Here is a 17,504-nt window from a genome sequence, read left to right on the forward strand (position 1 = left end):
GCGAATGGCATTATGGCCAGCGGCACATGATAGGCCGCACCTACAGGTCGGATACATGGCCGCACCAACCAGCAACGGCAACGCTCAAAGAATCCCTTGCCAACGGAGAGCCGTCCATACACGGCCCCATACAAGTCATTCGCTCGTGCCTTCGCGATGACATTTCTTGGCGCCCCCAATCTTCTAAGCCTGCAACGTTCACTGCATCGCACGGGCGCGTATATTGGGTATCTTCAATATTCTGAAACGTCACGCCATCCTGCTTCCGTTTAACAAAACTCGGAGGCTGCGCCCATGACACCGACGAAGCTCCTTGTCGGTCAGATAGTCGTTGTGTTCGCCATCGTCATTCTCGGCGTATGGACAGCGACTCAATGGTGCGCCCAAACTTTAGATTATCAGCCGCAACTCGGACCCCCATGGTTTGTCGCAGCCGGATGGCCGATCTACAAGCCGTGGCAACTGTTCGAGTGGTGGTTCCATTTCGACGCATACGCGCCCGAGGTCTTCGACACGGCCGGGATGCTTGCGGCCACCACAGGCTTCATGGGCTGCGCGGCCGCCATCGCTGGCTCCCTCTGGCGTGCGCGGCAGCGCGGCCTAGTCACCACTTATGGCTCGTCGCGATGGGCCGTGTCTTGCGAGATCGAGAAGGCAGGGCTGTTTCGACCAGCCGGTGTTTTCCTTGGCAAGCTGAAGGATCACTATCTGCGCCATGACGGGCCGGAACACGTCATGGCCTTTGCGCCGACACGTTCGGGCAAGGGCGTCGGATTGGTCGTTCCAACTCTTCTTTCCTGGACCGGCTCGGCCGTCATTCACGACATCAAGGGCGAGAACTGGCAGCTGACCTCCGGCTGGCGGTCGATGTTCTCGTACTCCCTTTTGTTCAACCCGACTGATCCAAGGTCGGCGCGGTACAACCCGCTGCTGGAAGTGCGCAGGGGCTCAGATGAGGTCCGCGACGTTCAGAACATCGCCGACATTCTCGTCGATCCGGAAGGCGCGCTGGAGCGGCGGAATCATTGGGAGAAGACTAGTCATTCACTCTTGGTCGGGGCCATCTTGCACGTGCTCTACGCCGAAGAAGAGAAGACGCTCGCCCGCGTCGCCACTTTCCTGTCGGATCCGCAACGCTCGTTTGCCACGACACTGCTGCGGATGATGACCACCAACCACCTCGGCACGGCGGACAAACCTCGGGTCCATCCCGTCGTGGCCTCGGCGGCTCGCGAGGTGCTTAACAAATCAGAGAACGAGCGCTCAGGCGTTCTCTCGACCGCCATGTCGTTTCTCGGTCTCTATCGTGATCCGACCGTGGCCGCGGCAACATCGGCCTGCGACTGGCGCATTGCGGACCTGATGGATGCCGAGCGGCCGATGTCGCTCTATCTGGTCGTGCCGCCGTCGGACATCTCGCGCACCAAGCCGCTGGTGAGACTGGTGCTCAATCAAATCGGCCGCAGGCTGACTGAGCGCCTGGAGGGTGACCCGAAGAAGAGCCGCAGGCATCAACTCCTCATGATGCTCGACGAATTCCCGGCGCTCGGACGCCTCGATTTCTTCGAGACCGCGCTTGCCTTCATGGCAGGCTACGGCATCCGCGCCTATCTGATCGCTCAATCCTTGAACCAGATCTCCAAGGCCTATGGCGAGAACAACGCCATTCTCGACAATTGCCATGTGCGGATTGCCTTTTCTTCCAATGACGAGCGCACGGCCAAACGCATCTCGGACGCGCTCGGTACAGCGACGGAACTCAGATCCATGCGCAACTATGCCGGCCATCGGCTGGCACCCTGGCTTTCGCACGTCATGGTGAGCCGCCAGGAAACTGCGCGACCGCTGTTGACACCAGGCGAGGTGATGCAATTGCCGCCTTCGGACGAGCTGGTGCTGATATCAGGATTGCCGCCGATCCGTGCGAACAAGCTCCGCTACTACGAGGACCAGAATTTCACCGAACGGGTGCTGCCGGCGCCGGTGTTGCGCGACGGTCTGTACGCGGACTGTCCTGCGTCGCGCCCCGACGATTGGAGCGGACTAGTCCGCAGTGTTGACCGCCGTCTCGCTGCAGATGACGAAAACGCCGGCGCGGCAATCGAAGAAGACGGCGGCGTGCAACAGCAGCGTCATCCCGGCCTGCCTGAAGACCACGTCGTCGTCTCTCAGGAGCCTGATCAAGACGACCTCTTCAATCTGGCCGACGATGACGCCGAGGCACTCGCAGACAAGCGCGTCATGGACCGGGTTTCCACCGCAGCCAGCGCCTACGGTATCAACGAGGGAAGGGGCGACGACAAGGACATCATCCCCGGCTTCTAAGCGCTTTCGCAGCTCAGGCGTATCTCAGCGTAGATAACGCCCATAAGCGATTTTTCAGATATCGGCGATGTTCGTTGCCGCCGCCGGCGCATCAGCGCCGGCCAGTCGGAACGAGCCCCATGAAGCCCCATCGCATTCGCCACCAGTTTCTGCTCGAACCCGCGTTAAGCGAGAAGCTGGAAACGCTGAGCCGCAACCCGTCGACCACAAAATCGGCGATCGTTGCGAAAGCAGTCGAGGCCTTCATCGAGCGGCGTGGCGAGAACGAACTCGACAATCGTTATGGCAGGCGTCTCGACCGTCTTTCTCGCGACCTCGACCATATCCGAACCGATGTCGAGGTGATCCTGGAGAGCCTCGCACTCTTCATACGCTTTTCGATTACGCTTCATTCCCACACGCCGGTCCCGGATCGGGCGACACAGGCGATTGCCCAAGAGCGCTTTGACAAATTCGTCGAGCAGGTCGGTCGCCAGATCGCCTCCGGGAAGCGCTCGCTTGGCAACGGCAATGGCAATGGAGGCGAAGGATGAGCTCTCATCCCGCAGCCGACCACCGCCGCCGCGCCATGCTGCGCACAGCCATGGGCCACGCGATCACCGAGGCCCTTGCCGATCCGACCGTCATCGAGGTGATGGTCAACCCCGACGGCGCGCTGCGGCTCGACCGGTTGGGAGAAGGCCGGGTCGATACCGGCGTGCATATGCATCCTTCCGAGGCCGAACGCATCGTCCGCCTCGTTGCCTCTCACGTGCGCGCCGAGGCGCATGCGGACAACCCAATCGTCAGTGCCGAACTACCCTCAGGCGAGCGTTTCGAGGGTCTGCTACCGCCGGTCGTGCTGGCGCCATGCTTCGCCATCCGCAAACCGGCGGCAAAACTCTACACGCTGGCCAACTACGTCGCCGATCGCGTCATGCTCCCGCTGCAGGCTGATGCCCTGAGGAAGGCAGTGCGCGAGCGGCGCAACATCCTGGTCGCCGGCGGCACATCGTCGGGCAAAACGACACTTACCAATGCTCTACTGGCAGAAGTCGCCGAATGCGATGAGCGGGTGATCCTGATTGAGGACACCCGCGAGCTGCAATGCGCGGCCAAGGACTGCGTTGCCATGAGGACGAGGCGGGGCTCCATCACACTCGCCGATCTCGTACGCTCGACCTTACGGCTGAGGCCCGACCGCATCATCGTCGGCGAAGTCAGAGGCGCGGAAGCGCTCGATTTGCTGAAGGCATGGAACACCGGACATCCCGGCGGCATTGCCACCGTTCACGCCAATTCGGCACGCTCCGCACTCTATCGTATTGAGCAGCTCGCTCAGGAAGCCGTTGTCACCGTTCCCCGCCGGCTGATCGCCGATGCCGTCGACTTGGTCATCTTTATTGCCGGAAGAGGACCCGCGCGCCGCGTTGACGCGATCGCCGAGGTCACGGGTCTCGACGGCAGTGGCGACTACGCCGTTGGCCAGCTCACTCTTCCGCAACTCCAGCAGCTTTGAAAGGTCATCTCATGCGCAAGAAAATTTGCTTTCTTTCGTCCGCCGCCGTCGCGCTTCTTCTCACGGCCCAGGCTCACGCTGCCGGCTCCGGCATGCCGTGGGAACAGCCGCTTCAGCAGATCCTGGAATCGGTGCAGGGGCCGGTGGCCAAGATCGTTGCCGTGATCATCATCATAACCACTGGCCTTACCCTTGCGTTCGGCGACACGGCGGGCGGTTTCCGCCGGCTGATCCAGATCGTCTTCGGCCTGTCGATCGCCTTCGCGGCCTCGAGCTTCTTTCTTTCCTTCTTCTCCTTTGGCGGCGGGGCAGTCGTCTGATGAGCACCGGAGAGCAGCATATCGAAGGCTTCGAGGTTCTGGTCCATCGGGCGCTCACCGAGCCGATCCTGCTCGGCGGCGCGCCGCGGGCGGTGGCGATCCTCAATGGCACGGTGGCCGCCGCCATCGGCCTAGGCCTGCAGCAGTGGATTGCCGGTCTGATCCTCTGGATCGCCGGCCACACGCTCGCGGTCTTTGCCGCACGGCGTGATCCGGATTTTGCCAGCGTGCTTGTCCGTCATCTTCGTCAAAAGGGCTGGCTTGCATGCTGAAGCTTTCCGAATACCGCGGCAAAGCCGACCGGCTTGCCGACCATCTGCCCTGGGCAGCACTCGTCGCGCCCGGCATCGTGCTCAACAAGGATGGCAGCTTCCAACGGACATTGCGGTTTCGTGGCCCCGACCTTGAAAGCGCGACGGAGGCCGAACTCATCGGCATATGCGCGCGGGCAAACAATGCGCTGAGAAGGCTCGGCTCTGGCTGGGCATTATTCTTCGAGGCCGAGCGCATCGAAGCGCTGGGCTATGCGAGCTCGGCCCTTCCCGATGCTGCCTCATGGCTGATCGATGAGGAACGGCGCGCGGCCTTCGAGGGCAAGGTCGCGCATTTCGAGAGCATCTATCATCTGACCTTGGTCTTCATGCCCGGGCCCGATGGCCAAGCGCGCGCGGAAAGTGCTCTCGTCGACTCGCATGACTTGGGAGGGGAAAGAGACTGGCGCCAGGAGCTTGCCCGGTTCCGAGACGAGACTGACCGCGTTCTCGATCTTCTTTCGGGCTTCGTGCCCGAGGTGCGCGCGCTCGACGATGCCGAGACCCTGACTTACCTGCACGGCACGATCTCGACACGCCGTCATCCGGTCGCCGTGCCGGAAACGCCAATGTATCTCGACGGCGTCCTGGTTGACGCGCCGCTGACCGGCGGCCTAGAGCCGATGCTGGGCGAGCAGCATCTGCGCACGCTCACAGTTCTCGGCTTTCCGAACGTCACCCGGCCAGGAATCCTTGATGCGCTCAATAACCAGGATTTCGCCTATCGCTGGGTGACGCGCTTCATTCCACTCGACAAGGCGGAAGCCACGAAGACGCTGACTCGGCTCCGCCGGCAGTGGTTTGCCAAGCGCAAATCGATCGCGGCTATTCTGCGCGAGGTGGTGACCAACGAACCGGTGCCTCTCGTCGACAGCGACGCCGACAACAAGGCGCTCGATGCCGATGCAGCACTGCAGGCATTGGGCGGCGATCATGTCGGCTTCGGCTATCTCACCACAACGGTGACGGTGTGGGATCAGAACCGTAAAGCCGCCGCGGAAAAGCTTCGCTCCGTCGAGCGGATCGTCAACGGGCTCGGCTTCACCACCATTCGCGAAAGCATCAATGCCGTCGAAGCGTGGCTTGGTTCATTGCCGGGTCATGTCTACGCCAACGTTCGCCAGCCGCTCGTTCACACGCTTAACCTTGCCCATCTCGTGCCGCTGTCGTCCGTGTGGGCAGGTCCAGCGGAGAACGAGCACCTTGCCGAGGTCACCGGCGATCACGCTCCGCCGCTTCTTTTCGCCGAAACCAGCGGCTCGACGCCGTTTCGGCTTTCGACCCATATCGGCGATGTCGGCCACATGCTGATTGTCGGGCCGACCGGTGCCGGCAAGTCGGTTCTGCTTGCCCTGATCGCTTTGCAGTTCCGGCGCTACGCTGGCGCGCAAATCTATGTCTTCGACAAAGGCAATTCGGCCCGCGCCGCCGCGCTTGCCATGGGCGGCGACCACCATGCGTTGGGTGCGAATGGTGCGCTTGCTTTCCAGCCGCTGCGCCACATCGACGACCCGGCCACACAGAGCTGGGCGGCCGAATGGATCGCCGGCCTCATTGCCCACGAGAATGTCACCGTCACCCCGGAGGTGAAGGAGGCAATCTGGTCGGCGCTCACCAGCCTCGCCACCGCGCCGGCGCAGGAACGCACGCTGACTGGCCTGTCGGTCCTGCTTCAGTCCAATGCGCTCAAATCGGCATTGATGCCCTACACGCTCGACGGACCATTCGGCCGACTGCTCGATGCCGATGACGACCGGCTGGCCATCTCGGATGTGCAGTGTTTCGAAACCCAGGAGCTGATGCACAGCCAAGGCGCTGTGCTGCCTGTGCTCACCTATCTGTTCCATCGTCTTGAGGACCGGTTTGACGGGCGGCCGACGCTGCTCATGCTCGACGAGGCCTGGGTCTATCTCGACAACCCGCTCTTTGCCGCCCGCATCCGCGAATGGCTTAAGGTGCTGCGTAAGAAAAACGTCTCCGTCATCTTCGCGACGCAGTCGCTTGCCGACATCGCCGGCTCTTCTATCGCACCCGCAATCATCGAGAGCTGCCCGCAGCGCATTTTTCTCCCCAATGATCGTGCGGTGGAGCCGCAGGCACGGGCAGCCTATGAGCGCTTCGGTCTTAATGAGCGACAGATCGAATTGGTCGCCCGCGCCACGCCGAAGCGCCACTACTATCTGCAGTCGCGCCGCGGCAATCGCCTCTTCGAGCTCGGGCTAGGCCCGATCGCTCTTGCGCTTTGCGGCGCCTCCGACCCGGCCGCGCAGACCCTGATCGACAATATTCTTTCCGAAGAAGGGCAGGGCAGCTTTGCCGCCCGTTTCTTCAGTGCGCGCGGCCTGGATTGGGCTGCCGAGCTTCTCCAGCAATTTCCTCAACCTAACAAGGAGCAATCGTCATGATCGGACGCCGCCTTTTTACTAGCCTGGTCACCGTTTCCCTGATTGCCAAACCGATGGCTGACTACGTCCAGCCGGCCTATGCGCTCATCGTGTTTGACCCGTCCAACTATACGCAGAATGTGCTGTCGGCAGCACGCGCATTGGAGCAGATCAACAACCAAATCCAGTCGCTTCAGAACCAGGCGACCATGCTGCAGAACATGGCGCGCAACCTTCAGCGCCTGGATTTCTCTTCCGTGGGCCAGCTTACCGGCTCGCTCCAACGGATTGACGGTCTGATGACCCAGGCGAGCGGCCTGAGCTTCGATCTCGACAAGCTGCAGGACCAGTGGCGCCAGCAATATCCGGAAAGCTACGACGCCACCATCAAGGTCAGCGATGTGGCGAGCGCCGCGCGCGAGCGCTGGCAGAGCGCCATGCAGGCGTTCCGCCAGACCATGAGCGCGCAGTCGCAGATCGTCGAGAACGTGCAGGCCGATGGCGACCTGCTTACCGATCTCGTCAATCGCAGTCAGGGCGCGGCAGGTGCCCTCGAGGCAAGCCAGGCTACCAATCAGCTGATCGCGCTTTCGACCAAGCAGCAGATGCAGATCCAGACGCTGCTTGCGACCCAGTTCCGGGCCGAGGCCGAGGATGCGGCGCGCAAGGCGCAGTCTGAGGAAGCCGCTCGCGAGACGACGAAGCGTTTCCTGGGCACCGGCACGGCTTATCCCGGCAACTGAGCGGCAGTTCTTCAAGACAACGAGGAAGGCGGCGACATGAACGACCTCGGAGTCATCGATCGCTTCATGGAGACCTTTACCCGCTACATTGACAGTGGGTTCGGTCTGCTTTCGGGCGACGTCGCCTTTCTCACCACCATTCTGATCGGCATTGACATCACGCTCGCGGGCTTGGTCTGGGCGTTCGGCGGCGAGCCCAACATTCTCGGCCGGCTTGTTCGCAAAGTGCTCTATGTCGGCGCCTTCGCCTTCGTCCTGAACAATTTCAAGAACCTCGCCGACATAATTTACCGCTCCTTTGCCGGTCTCGGCATCAACGCATCGGCCGGCAACCTGTCCGCCGACAGTCTCCTGCGGCCAGGCCGCATTGCCGCGGCCGGCTTCGAGGGCGCCTGGCCGCTCCTCAATCAAGCGAGCCAGCTAGTAGGCTTCCCCGAGATCTTCGGTAACGCGCTCACCATCTTCGTGCTGCTTCTGGCCTGGTTCCTGGTCCTCATCGCCTTCTTCATTCTTTCCATCCAGCTCTTCATCACCATCCTCGAGTTCAAGCTCACCACGCTGGCCGGCTTCGTCCTGGTGCCCTTCGCGCTCTGGAACCGTTCGGCGTTTCTGGCCGAGCGCGTGCTCGGCAATGTGATTTCGTCGGGCATCAAGGTGATGGTGCTTGCCGTCATCGTCGGCATCGGCTCCACGCTCTTTGGCGAGTTCGCTTCCGCCCTGCAGGGCCAGGAGCCGGACCTGGCGGCGGCCATGTCTCAGGTGCTGGGTGCGCTGGCGCTGCTTGGGCTCGGCATTTTCGGCCCCGGGATTGCCTCGGGTCTCGTTTCCGGCGCGCCGCAGCTTGGCGCCGGCGCGGCACTTGGAACAACGGCGGCCGCAGCTGGATCAACGCTCGTTGCCGGAGGCGCTGCGTTTGCCGGCGCGCGCATGGCAACAGGCGGCGGCCTCGCCGCAGTCCGTGCCGGCGCCGCCATGGGGTCCGCTGCCACCGTCGCCTGGCAAACGGGGCGCGCGACATCGCCCGAGTCCGGGCTGTCCGGGGTAGCTGCTGGGCTGCAGGGGGTTGCGAGTGCCGCTGGCGGCGCCGCGATGCAGGGAATGCGATCTGCTTCAGAGCCTTTCCGACGCAGCGCCGACGCCGGCCGCGATGCCGGCTGGACAGCGACCGGTGGCACGCCGTTCAGCTCGATGAGCGGAAGTTCGCCCGCTGCGGATCCAACCCCGGCGCCTCCATGGGCAAGGCGTCTGCGCTCCGAACAGGCCGCGCGCGCCCATCGCCATGCTGCCACGCAGGTGGTGCGCGATGGCGATCGGGGCGGAAGCGGCGCCAACCCCTCTCTCAACGACAAGGAAGATTAGATGCTCTTCAAGCGACCCGTTCAGCGTTACGGAAAGACGTCCGAGCCTGAAACACCTTATCAAAAGGCCGGTCAGCTCTGGGACGAACGTATCGGCACAGCGCGCGTGCAGGCGAGGAACTGGCGCCTTATGGCCTTTGGCTGCCTGGCCTTGGCCGCGGGGCTTTCCGGCGGGCTTCTATGGCAGTCGGCGCAGGGCCGCTTTGTGCCTTACGTCGTTGAGGTCGACCGTTTTGGTGAGGCGCGCGCCGTCGCGCCGGCAATTCAGGACTACCAGCCTGACGATGCCCAGATCGCCTGGCATCTCGGCCGCTTCATCCAGAATGTCCGCTCCATCTCCACCGATCCGGTGCTGGTGCGGCAGAACTGGCTGTCGGCCTATGACTTCGCCACCGACCGCGCGGCGCTTTTCCTCAACGAGCATGCCAAGGCGAACGACCCGTTCAGTCAGATCGGCACGCGCAGCGTGTCGGTGCAGGTGACCAGCGTCGTCAGGGCTTCCGACAGTTCATTCCAGGTCAAATGGACCGAGCAGATTTTTGAGCGTGGTAGCCTTTCGAGCACGACGCGCTGGACAGGTATCCTCACCATAGTGATCCGCTCGCCGACGAACACTGACCAGCTGCGCAAGAACCCTCTCGGCGTCTTCATCAACGCCATCGACTGGTCGCGCGAGCTCGACAGCGCCGCGCCAACCCCCTTTTCCCCTAAGGAGCCCGCCAATGACAAATAGAGCCCCATTGCTTCGTGCTGCCTTGATCCTGTCGGCGTCTGCTGCGGTTCTTTCGGCCTGTGCCTCGAAGCCAGTGCCGCCGCCTCAGATTTCCTATGACCACGAGGACTTCGAACCAGCCGCGATCGAGAAGGCGCCGGAGAAGCCGATCAAGGTCGTGGAAGTGCCGAAACCGTTACCGTTGCCTGGTCAGTTGATGCCCGCACCCGGCAAGCCCGGCCCAGATAAGCGCTCGCCGGAAGAACAGGTCGCCGATGCCAACAAGGCGGCGACGCAACAACCCACCAAGTTTGGCTATGTCAATGCGGTGCAGGTTTACCCCTTTGCCGACGGCGCGCTCTACCAGCTCTACGCCGCGCCGGAGCGCGTCACCGATATCTCATTGCAGCGGGGCGAGAAGCTGACCTCGGTCTCAGCCGGCGATACGGTCCGTTGGGTGATCGGCGACACCGTTAGTGGCTCAGGCGATGACCAGCGCACTCATGTGCTGGTGAAGCCATTCGCGCCCGGGCTTGCCACCAATCTGGTCATCACGACGGACAGGCGATCCTATCACCTGCAGCTTCAAAGCACTGAGAAAACTGCCATGGCGGCGCTCTCCTGGATTTACAGCGAAGACCAACTCGTGGCGCTTCGGCGGCGCAACGCCCAGGCCGAGGCTGAAATGCCCGCGGCCTCGAACGTAGCACTCGAAAACATCCGCTTCCGCTATTCGATCGCCGGCGACACGCCACCATGGAGACCGACGCGCGCCTTTGATGATGGCAGCAGGGTCTATATCGAATTCCCGCGCCGTATAGACCAAGGTGAGGCGCCGCCGCTCTTCATCGTCGGAGCCGACGGGGACAACCAGCTCGTCAACTATCGCATGCGCGGCAACTACTACATCGTCGATCGCCTCTTTGCTGCGGCCGAGCTAAGGCTGGGCACCAAACAGCAGCAGGTGGTGCGCATTACGAGAACCGACGGTCGGAAACCGCCGCGGCGGGTTTCGCTGTTTTCGCGTTTTGGCAGGTGAGGGGAGGCTCATGACCGATACTTCCCATCCGAATGCTCCGCCGAAGCTCAATCCCGAACAGCTGCAGCTGCGAGCCTCGCCCCGCCGAGCGGTGCGGTTCAGGCGCGGCATAATCGTCGCGATCGCTGCTGTTGGTTCCGGCGCTGTTTTTGGCGTCACGATGATGGCGCTGCGGGGACCCGCAGTGCGCCTGAAACAGCAGGCCGAAGAGCTCTACAGCACGGACCGCAAGCCGACCGCCGAGGGACTTGAATCGCTGCCCAAGGACTATTCCGGGAGCAAGCCGAAGGCTCCGGTGCTTGGACCGCCGCTGCCCGGGGATCTCGGCCGTCCTATTCTCGAGCACCAGCGCCAGCTTGGCATCGCACCTGGGCAAGACGTTTCCGCCGAGGCGCAGCGGCTTGCACAACAAGCGATTGAGGCGCGCGAGTCGCAAGTCCTCTTCCGCATCGAAAACCGGCCCCAGCAGGCGGAAGCTTTTGGCAATGGGCAGGGCGGACGTTCGCCTTTCGAGACGGCGTCTCCGCAGCCAGATGCCGAAGGCCAGCGAGCTTCCGTCGCGCCGGCCGAGGGCGACCAGAACAATCAACAGCGCAAGCTCGATTTCATCGACCAACGGAACACCGGCGGGATCTACAACCCGCATGCACTGCAGACGCCGGCTTCGCCCTATCAGATCATGGCCGGTAGCGTGATCGCTGCAAGCCTGATCACCGGCATCAATTCCGATCTGCCCGGCCTTGTCGTCGCCCAGATCACCGAGAATGTGCACGACAGCGTCACCGGCAGCATCCTGCTCATCCCGCAGGGCTCACGGCTGATCGGCACCTACGATAGCGTTGTAGCCTTTGGGCAAAGGCGCGCTCTGTTGGTGTGGCAACGCATCGTTATGCCGGACGGCTCCTCTACCGAAATCGACAATCTGCCCGTGACCGACGCGGCCGGCTATGCCGGGCTTGAGGACAAGGTGGATTTCCATACTTGGCAGCTGATCAAGGGAGTCGCGGTGGCCACATTGCTGGGGGTTGGTACCGAGTTGAGCTTTGGGGAAAATGAAAGCGACTTGGTCAAGGCAATTCGTGAATCCGCCCAGCAGAACGTCAGTCAAGCCGGCCAACGGATCACGGAAAAGAACCTGAACGTCCAACCCACGATCACCGTCCGCCCTGGTTGGCCGTTGCGCGTCGTCGTGCACAAGGACCTCGTGTTGCGGCCATATACCGGGTGAACAGGAGGACTTGATGGCTAATTTGAAACTCGGAAAACTTCCGGACCGGACACCTTCGAAGATCACCATCACCGTTGGCGCCGACTTGAGCCAAGCACTTAATGACTATGCCGCACTTTACCGTCAGACCTATGGCGAGTCCGAAACCGTGGCTGAACTGATCCCCTTTATGCTGGTCGGATTTCTGGAAGGTGACCGGGCATTTGCCAAGGCCAGAAAGGAAGGTTTACTGGGCGCTGGCGCCTCGGAGAAACCACGAAGGCAATCATCTTCCACGCTGGACAACGGGTAGCGCTTGGTGTCGTTTGGTCGCACGCTAGGTTCTTGATCCTGACCGCGTTGCGGCCGGTCCCGGCGAGCGCTTCGCAAAATTGAGATCAGGCTTTCGCTTTACGCGTTGAGGTAGGTTTTCTTGGCCGGAGCAGCCTTCCTTCCCAAACCTAACGATTTTGCCAGCGCTTATCAGGCGGCCGAATAGTTCAGGGCGACCACGGGATAGTCCTTCGCCAGTCCCCACCTCGCCTGGTATGTATCGGGGCCGTGCATGCGTGCGATCTACCGGTGGGGAGTTTTTCTCGAGCCGCGTCCGCCAGTTCCTTCGATCATTTCTTGAGCAGCGAATTCGCTTCCTCCCGGAAATATTGCCCAAGATGGTCAAGCAAAGCATGGATCGAACGCGGATCCTTGGGGTCTGCGAGGTGAGCGGGGTCGCCACGCCGAATTAGGGCATGTAGCCAAGCCCACTGCCGCGGTTGCGGCTGGTCCGGCAAAGCGGCGATGAGCTCTGCGGTCTCGGCGTCGGCCTGTTGCTGTCGCAACGCGACCAGAGCCGCCTTTTCAACCGCTTCTGACTCGCCGTCGACCAAGCCTTCGAGAAACTCCACAGACTCCTCGATCGGCATCCATCCCGCAAGTTCGGCGACCTCAGACGGTCCGAACTATCTGTGCACTCGCTCATGCGAGTGATCGTCTCGACCAAGCGTCGCCGTGGTGCGGCACGGCACAGCAAGCGCCTAATTTGATGGCGAACGGGAACCGGCGCTGCGGCGTGGTCGCCCAGCAGGACGTCCGCTGCCCTTTCGGCATGAGCTCCAACAACAGGTAGGCGGCCGACTCTGCGCGGGACGCAGCACGCCGGCGGTGATGAGCCGATCGCGAGTCGCGTCTGCAACGGCCAGTCTGGCAGCAACGCTGGCCGTCCACGGATAGATCGCACTCCCATCAAGTAGCGTGCCAGCGAGACGGAGCAAAGCATATCCGTCGCTGGCATGGAACGCCTGGGTGCGTTTCTCTATCGTCGCCCTTCGCCAATACCGATCGACCAGCTCATATTCGCCGACAGCCGGCCCAGCGCTCGCTTCCGGGAATTCGGCAATAGATCGCCGCCAATGTGGGACGTGTAAGCGACAGCAGCACGTCGTCAGGGAGGAACTTAGGATCGCGGCCGGGACCGGCGGAGATGTTCACGCACTTGCGCCAAGGTGAAGTCAGGCACGGCCACTTCGCTCAGCCCCTCGGTCGTCTGATGCAGCAGCCTCGTCATACGATTCTCCGCTGAGATCACCGTCCTGATACCCAGGCGCGCCCAGGGCACCGCTGTCGGCGGCTAGATCCGGATCGGGCCAGGTGGTCGAGGAACAAGGTCAGCCAGACGCCATCCTTGTTGCCAAGTTGCGGAAATCCTCGCAATTGGCAAGCTGCGGTCAAAATCGGTGCGCCAAATGGTCTGACGAACTTATACATCCGGGACAGGTAAGACCGGCTATTCTAGCCTTCGTCAGATCACAGGTCCACCATCGCCGAACCTTCGAGCGAGAGCAACAGCCGAATCTGCCAGCGGCTATTCCCGAACGAATTGATCCGCACCTGCGTTGACTGAAGCCCACATATCGTCGGGTTCCTCGGCATCGGCAACGTTTTGCGTCATCTGCCAAAGAGTGTCGAGAACGTCTGAACCATCTGCAGCGGTAGTCAGTTGCCCTACCCAAGCAGTTATCGCTGCTACCGGCCAGGCGACGACAAACGAGATTAGATCGCCATTTACAAATCCGGCCACGTCTCCGGTCAAGGACTTCCCGCTCCCGCTTTTCGCGGTCGTATATGAACCGGACACTTTGTTCCCCACAACGGCAAGAAACATCTTCGAACCAAGCTCGTTTTTCCAATGTCCGGCAAAGTCGGGACCGTTGCCTGAAGTCATCGAAAGCAGCTTGAGCGCCGTCTCAACTTTTCGCACGTTACATTCCTCCCAAGGTCGACCTTGTGTGGCTTATATCCAAAGGGAGCTTGACGAAGCAAGGCACGTTCCGTCAGTTGTGGGAGAAAAAGGGGTGATAGCAATCAAGACAGAAAACCAGCCAGCCTAGATTCACCACTCGTCATGGCCGATGAATCCAATGCGCTGACGACGGCGACAAGAGACCGCCGGCCCCTCCGGAGCCAATCCATCATTCCAACCAATCTTTCTGTCCCGCATTGCGCTTTGTTGCCGGCAATAGAAGAACGACTCTGTCCAGGATCTGATTTCAGACAGAATTGTTGCCCGCACCGGACGGCAGTTTCTAGACGCAGATATTGAATGCACCCCTCAGATCGGCGCACTCCCCCTGCGCCACGGAACATTCGCTGACTAGCATTGGGCTTGTTCTCGGATTGCCGCTTCGTGTTCGCGTACGAGTTCTTGGAAGCTAGCGAACGCGACGTAGAACAGCATCTGTTCTCGCTCCAGCAAGGTCACAATCTTGGCAAGGTCGAGCGGCTCACGTCCGCCGAACCCGTAACGGACCTGGCCCGTCTTCTCGTTGACGATCCGCGTTACGAGTTGCGTCATTCCAACCACAAACCGCGGCGAGAAACGATGATTGTAGGCATTGCGGAAATCGTCGGTGCCACCGCGGAAGGCACTTGCGCCAATGGCGTCAAGCGCGCGCTTAAGTCCTTTGTAGCATCCCCAAGACTTGCCATACTTGTCAGCCACGTGGGGATAGATGTCGTAGTCGAGCGGCAGGTCGTCGCTCCAGGTGGCGGGCCGCTTGAGCATATTCGCCTGATGGCACAGATGGGCGGCGGCGAAGCCGAAGCGCCCCTTGACTACATAGGGAGAGTTCAAGGCGTTGGTGGCGAGTGTGTCGATGAATTCATGGGTCGCGTCAAATTGTTTCTTCTGCGTTAGCGACTGGATCACCCTTGACCAAGCTGTCAGGCTATGGACGTCGTTGGTAAATCTATTGATGGTATTGGCGAGCTCACGCCCAAATTCGTCGAGCATCCACGAATACGCCATCCATTGGACGCCAATCGGATTGGGCAAGTTCGACCAATTGTAGGGCATATAGCGCCCGGTCAGCGGCGTCCCCTTTAAGGTTTTCCGGAACTGTCGATAGAGCGAGATCCCCATAGCGAGAGTTGTACTCGACGGCGTTCAAAAAGCCATACGCGTCAGTCGCCATTTCAATCGGATCGCGCCGGTATAATTCGGCTTAGGGATTGGGTTCGAGGGCGTCGCGATATGACGTTTGCATGGCGAACCAGCGCGATGGCGGAGCATTGACGGGCGGGCAATGGAACTTTTCCGGTGTCCTCTACCAGTTGCTTGCAACGTTGAAGGCCGGCCTCACCGCAATGATCGAATAAGTGGTAGCCAACCGCGACGGTGCCAGCGTCCGCATCGTCGTCGAGCGCGCGAGAGGCGGCGATGCCCAGACGCTCCAACCTGTGGTCCGCAGGGTCGACTAAATCAAGATCCGCCGGGGAATGGCGCCTTGGACTTCGCGCACGATCGTTGAAGAGGTGCTGCCAGATCTGTTTCAGGCCGCGGGCAATGGTGCACAGCCAACCGAATTCCGGTTCATCACAATCTCGATGGGACGGATGCGTTCGCAAAGTTCGTCGAGTCAATCGGCAACGCGCATCGAAATGGCAAAGGTCCAGCGGATCTCGATACCTTAGAGCTGCGCTTTCGCTGGCGGACGGAAAGAATATCACCGGAAGGTCTGTTCAGCCACATCGTCGAGACCTTGGACGCTCCTGAAGTGTGGCGTTTTCTGGCGACCCTCATAGTGGCGGGCTGGTCGGAGGCAGCAATCACCGATGAGATCGATACTATGCTGGCCGAACTCGTCGATGAGCGCGAGGAGATCTCCGCCAAGCGCAAGGCGTTTGTGGCGCAGCTCCTCGGCTTAGGCACGGGGTAGGCGTGTCGCTTTCCGCAAACGCCCTGCTTCAAGCGGTCGATCTCATCCTGCGCGGCTGACCTTGGCGCGGCGCATACCGTGGATTCTTCGCCCTCAAATCGAGACGCCCTGCAGGTGGCGAGATATGATCGGACCATTGGATGTGCGGGGCGTGCCGGCGTCGATCGAAGCCCCACTTTCGGTTCCGGACAAGGCAAGACCTGTCGGCTGTGCCGCGCCGCACAGGAGATGATTGATGCCGGCCAATGCGCGATGTTGTTGGCGGCGAGGGGGGAACCGACATCGAGGCCAAGGAAGGTCTGCTTGTGAAGGTCGGCAACAGGGCGGTATCGCGCTGCGGCGGCGATGAATGCCGCACGGTGCACAGTTGGCTTAAAATTAGTTGGGCTGTGTTGTGGATCACTGGAGGCTGCTCTGCTGAGAGCCTCACTTGACCAAGGCAGCTTTGCGCCCAATCTTGGTCGTTCAGCGCCCGGCGACCCACTCCCAAAAGCGGACATGCGCAAGTAGCTAGAATAGCGCGCTTACAAAAGCCGACATTGGCCTGGCACCTTTGGCCAATAGTCAGGCGCTTGCATGGTCCTAAGGTCTACCCTCAGCAAACATTCTGCGTCTCGTGGAGATCAAACATGGGACATCTTTTGCCTCTCGCCAAGCATCAGGCGATCAAGCAGTGGCGATTCTCGAACCGGCCGGAATTTCATTCAGCCTTGGCTTCGCAAGCGCGTTAATTACCGGCCGCTCCCCCGCAGCGGCGGCCGCTTGCCCGGGGTCATACCCGGAAGTCGTCATCAGGCCGATGATGATCGGGCCACACTTCGACAGGCCGATGCTAGAATGCGCCCTGAACTACATTGATGCGATGTCGAGGTGCGTTCCAGTCCCGGGCGTTGCGCTTTCAGGACAGGACGCGCATGTGTTGGACGACCTGTCGGGAAACCAGCGGTTCTTCTTGGGTTTTGCCCAAAACTGGAGCGGGAACTATTGCGCCCCGGTCCTTCAGCATGCCCTGCTGACGGATCCGCTTGCGCCCGCGGTGCAGCGGACGTGGATCGTGCGTAACTTCGATGCATGGTACGAAACATTCGACGTCCAGCCACCGATGATCTATTCCTCCGGAGGAGGACCGCGTGAAAGGCTGGTAGCGGAGCGCGGGACATCCTTAACGCAGGGCGGCCCACGTCCGCCCTGCCATCTTGCCCCGCGAGCAGTATCAACCCACACGTTGTTCCTGTCCCTGGATGTGTGTGCTCCGGGCTTGTAGTTGGGGTAGACCGAAAACTGCATTGACCATCAAGAACAGCCCCTTGTTTCCTGTGAGTATCCGGTCAAAGTTCGAAAGACTTGTGGATCAGGCGAATAATGACGCGGTAGCCTGACAGAAGGAGGAGAA

Annotated in this window: 18 protein-coding genes; 14 read left to right on the top strand and 4 right to left on the bottom strand. The window is 61.2% G+C overall.

From position 1 onward, the window contains the following. Positions 1-294 precede the first annotated feature (294 nt). The 12 genes from NKI31_RS20075 to NKI31_RS20130 all read left to right on the top strand — a co-directional run bounded on the left by NKI31_RS20075 (position 295) and on the right by NKI31_RS20130 (position 12,210). Positions 295-2,325, top strand: coding sequence for a conjugal transfer protein TraG (locus NKI31_RS20075; protein ID WP_023711821.1), 2,031 nt, complete (start codon positions 295-297; stop codon positions 2,323-2,325). Positions 2,326-2,444: 119 nt separating this feature from the next. Then, complete coding sequence (locus NKI31_RS20080; RefSeq protein WP_023711820.1) at positions 2,445-2,858, top strand: hypothetical protein; 414 nt, start codon at positions 2,445-2,447, stop codon at positions 2,856-2,858. Next, positions 2,855-3,823 carry a P-type conjugative transfer ATPase TrbB gene (gene trbB, locus NKI31_RS20085; RefSeq protein WP_023711819.1) on the top strand — a complete coding sequence of 323 codons (969 nt, stop codon included), beginning with the start codon at positions 2,855-2,857 and terminating at the stop codon, positions 3,821-3,823. Before NKI31_RS20080 ends, trbB begins: the two co-directional genes overlap by 4 nt. 11 nt (positions 3,824-3,834) lie before the next feature. After that, entirely contained in the window at positions 3,835-4,143 is a 309-nt protein-coding gene (locus NKI31_RS20090) for a TrbC/VirB2 family type IV secretion system protein (RefSeq protein ID WP_023711818.1), read from the top strand. After that, complete coding sequence (locus NKI31_RS20095) at positions 4,143-4,415, top strand: VirB3 family type IV secretion system protein (RefSeq protein ID WP_023689361.1); 273 nt, start codon at positions 4,143-4,145, stop codon at positions 4,413-4,415. The genes NKI31_RS20090 and NKI31_RS20095 overlap by 1 nt, the downstream gene beginning before the upstream one ends. Then, positions 4,409-6,859 carry a conjugal transfer protein TrbE gene (trbE, locus tag NKI31_RS20100; protein ID WP_352652399.1) on the top strand — a complete coding sequence of 817 codons (2,451 nt, stop codon included), beginning with the start codon at positions 4,409-4,411 and terminating at the stop codon, positions 6,857-6,859. Before NKI31_RS20095 ends, trbE begins: the two co-directional genes overlap by 7 nt. Beyond that, positions 6,856-7,581 (top strand): P-type conjugative transfer protein TrbJ, encoded by a 726-nt coding sequence (gene trbJ / locus NKI31_RS20105; RefSeq protein ID WP_023669263.1) that lies wholly within the window; start codon positions 6,856-6,858, stop codon positions 7,579-7,581. The genes trbE and trbJ overlap by 4 nt, the downstream gene beginning before the upstream one ends. Before the next feature lie 36 nt (positions 7,582-7,617). Next, positions 7,618-8,940: a P-type conjugative transfer protein TrbL gene (gene trbL, locus NKI31_RS20110; protein ID WP_023806695.1), complete on the top strand. Its 1,323-nt coding sequence runs from the start codon at positions 7,618-7,620 to the stop codon at positions 8,938-8,940. Further along, complete coding sequence (gene trbF / locus NKI31_RS20115; RefSeq protein ID WP_023711815.1) at positions 8,941-9,672, top strand: conjugal transfer protein TrbF; 732 nt, start codon at positions 8,941-8,943, stop codon at positions 9,670-9,672. Then, the gene (gene trbG / locus NKI31_RS20120; protein WP_031198762.1) at positions 9,662-10,690 is read left to right on the top strand and encodes a P-type conjugative transfer protein TrbG; all 1,029 of its coding nucleotides are present in this window, start codon (positions 9,662-9,664) and stop codon (positions 10,688-10,690) included. Before trbF ends, trbG begins: the two co-directional genes overlap by 11 nt. 10 nt (positions 10,691-10,700) lie before the next feature. After that, positions 10,701-11,918 (top strand): TraB/TrbI/VirB10 family type IV secretion system protein, encoded by a 1,218-nt coding sequence (locus tag NKI31_RS20125; RefSeq protein ID WP_352652400.1) that lies wholly within the window; start codon positions 10,701-10,703, stop codon positions 11,916-11,918. 13 nt (positions 11,919-11,931) lie between these two features. Then, positions 11,932-12,210 carry a DUF2274 domain-containing protein gene (locus tag NKI31_RS20130; protein ID WP_023692449.1) on the top strand — a complete coding sequence of 93 codons (279 nt, stop codon included), beginning with the start codon at positions 11,932-11,934 and terminating at the stop codon, positions 12,208-12,210. A gap of 170 nt (positions 12,211-12,380) precedes the next feature. Here the strand turns inward: NKI31_RS20130 and NKI31_RS20135 are convergent, their stop codons facing one another. The 4 genes from NKI31_RS20135 to NKI31_RS20150 form a co-directional block, all read right to left on the bottom strand. Beyond that, on the bottom strand, positions 12,381-12,464 hold the full coding sequence (locus tag NKI31_RS20135) for a MucR family transcriptional regulator (RefSeq protein ID WP_081731033.1): 84 nt from the start codon (positions 12,462-12,464) through the stop codon (positions 12,381-12,383). A 56-nt stretch (positions 12,465-12,520) separates the two neighbouring features. After that, positions 12,521-12,820 carry a hypothetical protein gene (locus tag NKI31_RS20140; RefSeq protein WP_352652401.1) on the bottom strand — a complete coding sequence of 100 codons (300 nt, stop codon included), beginning with the start codon at positions 12,818-12,820 and terminating at the stop codon, positions 12,521-12,523. Between the two features lie 938 nt (positions 12,821-13,758). Beyond that, positions 13,759-14,154: an avidin/streptavidin family protein gene (locus NKI31_RS20145; RefSeq protein ID WP_023711810.1), complete on the bottom strand. Its 396-nt coding sequence runs from the start codon at positions 14,152-14,154 to the stop codon at positions 13,759-13,761. Between the two features lie 393 nt (positions 14,155-14,547). Continuing rightward, on the bottom strand, positions 14,548-15,315 hold the full coding sequence (locus NKI31_RS20150) for a hypothetical protein (protein ID WP_023822559.1): 768 nt from the start codon (positions 15,313-15,315) through the stop codon (positions 14,548-14,550). 619 nt (positions 15,316-15,934) lie between these two features. On the opposite strand from NKI31_RS20150, the gene NKI31_RS20155 reads away from it, so the two are divergent. Both NKI31_RS20155 and NKI31_RS20160 read left to right on the top strand, forming a co-directional pair. Beyond that, the gene (locus tag NKI31_RS20155; protein ID WP_155921535.1) at positions 15,935-16,111 is read left to right on the top strand and encodes a hypothetical protein; all 177 of its coding nucleotides are present in this window, start codon (positions 15,935-15,937) and stop codon (positions 16,109-16,111) included. A gap of 862 nt (positions 16,112-16,973) precedes the next feature. Then, on the top strand, positions 16,974-17,375 hold the full coding sequence (locus tag NKI31_RS20160; RefSeq protein WP_352652415.1) for a M13-type metalloendopeptidase: 402 nt from the start codon (positions 16,974-16,976) through the stop codon (positions 17,373-17,375). Positions 17,376-17,504: the final 129 nt, after the last annotated feature.

Origin of the sequence: Mesorhizobium sp. M0659, from assembly GCF_040320605.1 — a bacterium.
In the GTDB taxonomy this organism is placed as follows: Bacteria; Pseudomonadota; Alphaproteobacteria; order Rhizobiales; family Rhizobiaceae; genus Mesorhizobium.

What these genes read in the sequence shown, in the direction of transcription:
- trbG (WP_031198762.1), top strand. Translation starts at nt 9,662, where the DNA reads ATGACAAATAGAGCCCCATTGCTTCGTGCTGCCTTGATCCTGTCGGCG.
- NKI31_RS20150 (WP_023822559.1), bottom strand. Translation starts at nt 15,315, where the DNA reads ATGGGGATCTCGCTCTATCGACAGTTCCGGAAAACCTTAAAGGGGACG.
- NKI31_RS20160 (WP_352652415.1), top strand. Translation starts at nt 16,974, where the DNA reads ATGTCGAGGTGCGTTCCAGTCCCGGGCGTTGCGCTTTCAGGACAGGAC.
- trbJ (WP_023669263.1), top strand. Translation starts at nt 6,856, where the DNA reads ATGATCGGACGCCGCCTTTTTACTAGCCTGGTCACCGTTTCCCTGATT.
- trbL (WP_023806695.1), top strand. Translation starts at nt 7,618, where the DNA reads ATGAACGACCTCGGAGTCATCGATCGCTTCATGGAGACCTTTACCCGC.
- NKI31_RS20080 (WP_023711820.1), top strand. Translation starts at nt 2,445, where the DNA reads ATGAAGCCCCATCGCATTCGCCACCAGTTTCTGCTCGAACCCGCGTTA.
- NKI31_RS20125 (WP_352652400.1), top strand. Translation starts at nt 10,701, where the DNA reads ATGACCGATACTTCCCATCCGAATGCTCCGCCGAAGCTCAATCCCGAA.
- NKI31_RS20140 (WP_352652401.1), bottom strand. Translation starts at nt 12,820, where the DNA reads ATGCCGATCGAGGAGTCTGTGGAGTTTCTCGAAGGCTTGGTCGACGGC.
- NKI31_RS20095 (WP_023689361.1), top strand. Translation starts at nt 4,143, where the DNA reads ATGAGCACCGGAGAGCAGCATATCGAAGGCTTCGAGGTTCTGGTCCAT.
- trbF (WP_023711815.1), top strand. Translation starts at nt 8,941, where the DNA reads ATGCTCTTCAAGCGACCCGTTCAGCGTTACGGAAAGACGTCCGAGCCT.
- NKI31_RS20135 (WP_081731033.1), bottom strand. Translation starts at nt 12,464, where the DNA reads ATGCACGGCCCCGATACATACCAGGCGAGGTGGGGACTGGCGAAGGAC.
- NKI31_RS20075 (WP_023711821.1), top strand. Translation starts at nt 295, where the DNA reads ATGACACCGACGAAGCTCCTTGTCGGTCAGATAGTCGTTGTGTTCGCC.
- trbB (WP_023711819.1), top strand. Translation starts at nt 2,855, where the DNA reads ATGAGCTCTCATCCCGCAGCCGACCACCGCCGCCGCGCCATGCTGCGC.
- NKI31_RS20130 (WP_023692449.1), top strand. Translation starts at nt 11,932, where the DNA reads ATGGCTAATTTGAAACTCGGAAAACTTCCGGACCGGACACCTTCGAAG.
- trbE (WP_352652399.1), top strand. Translation starts at nt 4,409, where the DNA reads ATGCTGAAGCTTTCCGAATACCGCGGCAAAGCCGACCGGCTTGCCGAC.
- NKI31_RS20090 (WP_023711818.1), top strand. Translation starts at nt 3,835, where the DNA reads ATGCGCAAGAAAATTTGCTTTCTTTCGTCCGCCGCCGTCGCGCTTCTT.